This window comes from Streptomyces sp. IBSBF 3136 (genome assembly GCF_036815105.1).
Classification (GTDB): domain Bacteria; phylum Actinomycetota; class Actinomycetes; order Streptomycetales; family Streptomycetaceae; genus Streptomyces.
This window is the reverse complement of sequence record NZ_JAJSZC010000365.1, coordinates 1-4,845: the sequence shown is the minus strand read 5'-3', so window position 1 is coordinate 4,845 and position 4,845 is coordinate 1. Positions and strand designations below refer to the sequence as shown.

4 protein-coding genes are annotated in these 4,845 nt (G+C 73.5%); 1 reads left to right on the top strand and 3 read right to left on the bottom strand.

Annotation, left to right across the window (positions count from 1 at the left end; all coding sequences use genetic code 11):
* The 3 genes from V7E45_RS38800 to V7E45_RS38790 form a co-directional block, all read right to left on the bottom strand.
* Positions 1-410: hypothetical protein (locus tag V7E45_RS38800; RefSeq protein ID WP_333778987.1), on the bottom strand; the 410-nt coding region annotated here is incomplete at its 3' end.
* Positions 411-708: 298 nt separating this feature from the next.
* Positions 709-3,189: an aminopeptidase N gene (pepN, locus tag V7E45_RS38795; RefSeq protein ID WP_333778986.1), complete on the bottom strand. Its 2,481-nt coding sequence runs from the start codon at positions 3,187-3,189 to the stop codon at positions 709-711.
* Between the two features lie 81 nt (positions 3,190-3,270).
* Entirely contained in the window at positions 3,271-3,621 is a 351-nt protein-coding gene (locus tag V7E45_RS38790) for a chorismate mutase (RefSeq protein ID WP_333778985.1), read from the bottom strand.
* Positions 3,622-3,794: 173 nt separating this feature from the next.
* Between V7E45_RS38790 and V7E45_RS38785 the strand changes: the two genes are divergently transcribed.
* A complete protein-coding gene (locus V7E45_RS38785; protein ID WP_333778984.1) occupies positions 3,795-4,676 on the top strand; it encodes a hypothetical protein in 882 nt (293 codons plus the stop codon).
* Positions 4,677-4,845: the final 169 nt, after the last annotated feature.

The following is a 4,845-nucleotide window of genomic DNA, read 5'->3' as shown; positions in this document are numbered from 1 at the left end:
GCCCCGGCCCAGGTGAGGCCGGGCAATCCGGCGAAGGCCCCGGCCCGGGCGACCGTCTGAAAGCTGGCCTGCGCTACGCCGGGCGACCCGCCTGCGGCCCCGGCCCAGGTGAGGCCGGGCAATCCGGCGAAGGCCCCGGCCCGGGCGACCGTCTGAAAGCTGGCCTGCGCTACGCCGGGCGACCCGCCTGCGGCCCCGGCCCAGGTGAGGCCGGGCAATCCGGCGAAGGCCCCGGCCCGGGCGACCGTCTGAAAGCTGGCCTGCGCTACGCCGGGCGACCCGCCTGCGGCCCCGGCCCAGGTGAGGCCGGGCAATCCGGCGAAGGCCCCGGCCCGGGCGACCGTCTGAAAGCTGGCCTGCGCTACGCCGGGCGACCCGCCTGCGGCCCCGGCCCAGGTGAGGCCGGGCAATCCGGCGAAGGCCCCGGCCCGGGCGACCGCCTGAAGGCTGGCCTGGGCGACGCCGGGCGCCCCGCCTGCCGCCTGCCCGGGCGACCGTCCGAGGGCTGGCCCGGGCGACCGTCCGAGGGCTGGCCCGGGCGACGCCCGGCGACCCGCCTGCGGACCGGCCCGGAGCCGATCCGCCGGGAGTCGCCCCGCCCCGAGCCGATCCATCGGGAGTCCCCCCGCCCGGAGTCGACCCGCCGGGCGGAGTGTCCGGGCGGCGTCGGGCGGGGCGGGGTTCGCTTCCGGTCCTGTGCGGGGCCGTTTACTCCCCGCGTACGCGCAGCGCGCGGGACAGGTCGTCCAGTTCGTCGACCAGTTTGCGGCGCAGGGCGACGTTCAGGTCGGCCTCGCGCAGGCAGGCCTCGCCGAGGGCGAGGTTCTCGGCGTCGACGGCGTGGTGCGGGAAGGCCCAGCGGCCGGCGGCCGCCGCGATGGCGGGGCCGCGCCGGGCTGCGACCTTGACCGCGTCCTCGTAGTAGCGCGGGATGTACTCCCGGACCAGGTCGGCCTGCTCGGGCTGCCAGAAGCCGCGCGCGGTGGCCGTGAAGAGGTAGTTGGAGAGGCTGTCGGTGGCGAACATCGCCTCCCAGGCGGCGCGCTTGGCCTCGAGGTCGGGCAGCGCGGCGCGGCAGGTGGCGGCGCCCTCCTGACCGGCGGCGGACGGGTCGCGCTCCAGCTCGGCGGCGATGGCGGCCTCGTCGACGGCGCCGAGCACGGCGAGCCGGCCGAGGATGCGCCAGCGCAGCTCCGGGTCGAGTTCGGGCCCACCGGGCACCGTGCCGTCGGCGAGCCAGGCGGCGATGGTGTCGGGGTGCGCGGAGACGTCGATGAAGTGCCGTACGGCGAGCAGGCGCAGGCCGGGGTTCTCGCCGTCCTCGGTGCGGCGCAGCAGGTCGCGGCAGAGGGAGCCGAGGGTGGCGAGGGCCGCGGGGCGGTCCTCGGGCTTCAGGTAGCGGTCGGCGACGTGGGCGGAGGCGAAGGCGAGGACGCCCTGCACGAGGGCCAGGTCGGTCTCCAGCGGGAGGTGGGCGCGGGCCGTCTCCAGGTAGGCGGCGGGCGCGAGTTCGCCGTCGCGGACGGCGTCCCGGAGGGCGTTCCAGACGACCGCGCGGGTGAGCGGGTCGGGCAGCCCCGACAGGCCCGTGCGGAGCGTTTCGAACGACTCGGTGTCGAAGCGGATCTTGGCGTAGGTCAGGTCGCCGTCGTTGAGGACGAGCAGTGCGGGGCGCTTGCCGATGGGCTGCGGGGCGGCCTGCGGGACGTCGAGGCCGATGCGTTCGCGCAGGGTGAGGCCGCCCTCGTCGGTGAGGTCGCGGTCGTACAGGCCGGCGGTGACGCGGTGCGGGCGGCTGCCGGCGCGGTCGACGGTCAGGGCGCAGGTGCCGTCGGCGGACTCGATCACCGGGGTGAGGGTGTCGACGCCGGTGGTGCGCAGCCAGGCTTCGGCCCAGGCGTGCACGTCGCGCTCGGTGGCGGCGGCGAGGGAGTCGATGAAGTCGGCGAGGGTGGCGTTGGCGAAGCGGTGCCGCTTGAAGTGGATGTTGATGCCGGCGAGGAAGTCCTTCTCGCCGAGCCAGGCCACGAGCTGGCGCAGCGCGGAGGCGCCCTTGGCGTAGGAGATGCCGTCGAAGTTGAGCAGAGCGGAGGCGGAGTCGTCGACCTGGTCCGGGGCGACCGGGTGGGTGGACGGGCGCTGGTCGGCGTCGTAGCCCCAGGACTTGCGGGCGACTCCGAAGTCGATCCAGGTGTCGGTGAAGCGGGTGGCCTCTGCGGTGGTCTGGTAGCCCATGTACTCGGCGAAGGACTCGTTCAGCCAGATGTCGTCCCACCACCTGAGGGTGACGAGGTCGCCGAACCACATGTGGGCCATCTCGTGCGCGATGACCATGGCGCGGGTCTGCCGCTCGGTCTCGGTGACGGCGGAGCGGTAGACGAACTCGTCGCGGAAGGTGACCAGGCCGGGGTTCTCCATGGCGCCGGCGTTGAACTCGGGGACGAACGCCTGGTCGTAGGAGTCGAAGGGGTAGGGCTCCTCGAACTTCTCGTGGTAACGGTCGAAGCACGCGCGCGTGACCTCGAAGAGTTCGTCGGCGTCGGCGTCGAGGTGGGCCGCGAGGGAGCGGCGGCAGTGCAGTCCGAAGGGCAGGCCGCGGTGCTCGGTGCTCACGGAGTGCCAGGGGCCCGCGGCTACGGCGACGAGGTAGGTGGAGATCGGCGGGGTCGGGGCGGCCCGCCAGCGGCCGTCGCCGAGGTGCTCGGTGATGCCGTTGGCGAGGACGGTCCAGCCCTCGGGCGCGGTGACGGTGAGTTCGAAGACGGCCTTCAGGTCGGGCTGGTCGAAGGCGGGGAAGACGCGCTGGACGTCGTCCAGGAACATCTGGGTGTAGAGGTACGTCTCGCCGTCGGTGGGGTCGGTGAAACGGTGCATGCCCTCACCGGTGTGGGAGTAGGGCATGGCCGTGTCGACGCGCAGTTCGTGCTCGCCGGGGGCGAGGTCGCGCAGCGGCAGCCGGTCCTCGTGCAGCGACTCGGGGTCGAGGGGCTGTCCGTCGAGCGTGACGCTGCGCAGCTCGGCCGGCTTCAGCTCCACGAACGTGTCCCCGGCGGTCCGCGCGGTGAACCTGATCACGGTGCGGGAGTCGAAGGTCTCGTCCCCGGTGGTCAGGTCGAGCTCGACCGTGTAGCGGTGGACGTCGAGGAACTGTGCTCGGAGCTGCGCTTCGTCGCGCGTGATGACGGACATGCAGCCATGCTGCCTGATGGAACCGACAGCGCACAGGGCTGGATCGGTACACGCCTTTTGTCCTGATCCCGCCCTGCGGGGTCAGCCGGTGGCGTCGGGCTGCCCGTTGGCGGTGTCCTCGGCGATGGACTCGTGGTGCCGGATGACCTCGGCGATGATGAAGTTGAGGAACTTCTCGGCGAACGCCGGATCGAGCTTGGCGCTCTCGGCGAGGCGGCGCAGCCGCTCGATCTGCCGCGACTCGCGGGCCGGGTCGGCGGGGGGCAGCTGGTGCACGGCCTTGAGCCGGCCGACCTGCTGCGTGCACTTGAAGCGCTCGGCGAGCATGTGGACGACTGCCGCGTCGATGTTGTCGATGCTGTCGCGCAGCCGTTCGAGTTCCTGGCGGACCGCGGGGTCGACGTCACCGGTACCGGTGTTGCTGAGGGTCATGGGCGCCCACCCTAAGGGGCCGGGCGGTTCGCGATCACCGGCCGGTCAGCATGCGGTCAGGGGGCCGGAGGATCGTCCGGGCCGGGCACGCGGCCGCGGGTGCGGGCCCGGCGAGGATTTGCCGCCGCCCGCTTAGAGTGGAGAGGAGTTCCGGGCGTCTTTGGGGGTCGGACGTGGCGAACGGTGGACCGGTCGAGCACGGATACCCGCACCTGGAGACGGTACGGGCCGCCATCACCGCGCTGTACAGGCGGCTGTCGTACGACACCGTCCAGATGTTCTCGGCCAGCGTGGCCCCGGCCGACGTGGCGTTCTGCGACACGGACGACCTGCATCTGGGAGCGCAGCGGGTCGCCCGCGAGATCGTCCGGCACTTCCGGCTGCCGGACGCCCGGCTGGTCGTGGGCTTCCGGGAGATGACCCACGCGGCCAATGTCGAACTGGCGGCGGGGCCCGAGTACTTCGTCGAGCTGAACGACCGCTTCCGGACCCACCGCAGGGACATCGGCGCCGCGCTGGCCCACGAGGTCACCCACGTCTACCTGCACCGCCTCGACCTCGCCTTCCCCTCCACGGCGGAGAACGAGATCCTGACGGACACGGTGGCGACCTACCTGGGCGCGGGCTGGCTGCTGCTGGACGCCTACCGTGAGGACGGGGTGTCGTCCCAGAAGCTCGGCTATCTCACGCCGGAGGAGTTCGGCTACGTCCTCGCCAAGCGGTCCCTGTTCTTCCACGAGGACCCCTCCGTGTGGTTCACCAGCGCACAGGCCTACACGGCCTACGCCCGGGGCCTGGACCGGGCCAGGCAGGACGGGCACCAGCCGCCGCTGACCGGGGCCGGCTGGGCGGGCCGCAGGCGGTACGCGCACGACCGCCGCCATGTGTCCGGGGTGCCGCCGACGGCGCCCTACGCTTTCACGCCCGACCCGGCCGGCCGGCTCCGCGTCTCCTTCCCCTGCCCGACCTGCCACCAGCGGATCAGGGTGCCGGTCCGGGGCCGGGTGCGGGCGAGGTGCGCGTTGTGCCGGACGGTACTGGAGTGCGACACCTAGGGTCTGCCGCCCGGACCAGGACAGGCCCGGGCGGCCCTGGTGCCGGCGCCCTGGTCCGGGCCGCTCCGCACGAAGGACCCCAGGTCCTGAAGTCCGCGTCGCGCCGCGCTGTGCCCCGCCGGCCTCAGCCCCGCCCGGGACCCGTGCCCCGCGGGCCGCAACCCCACCC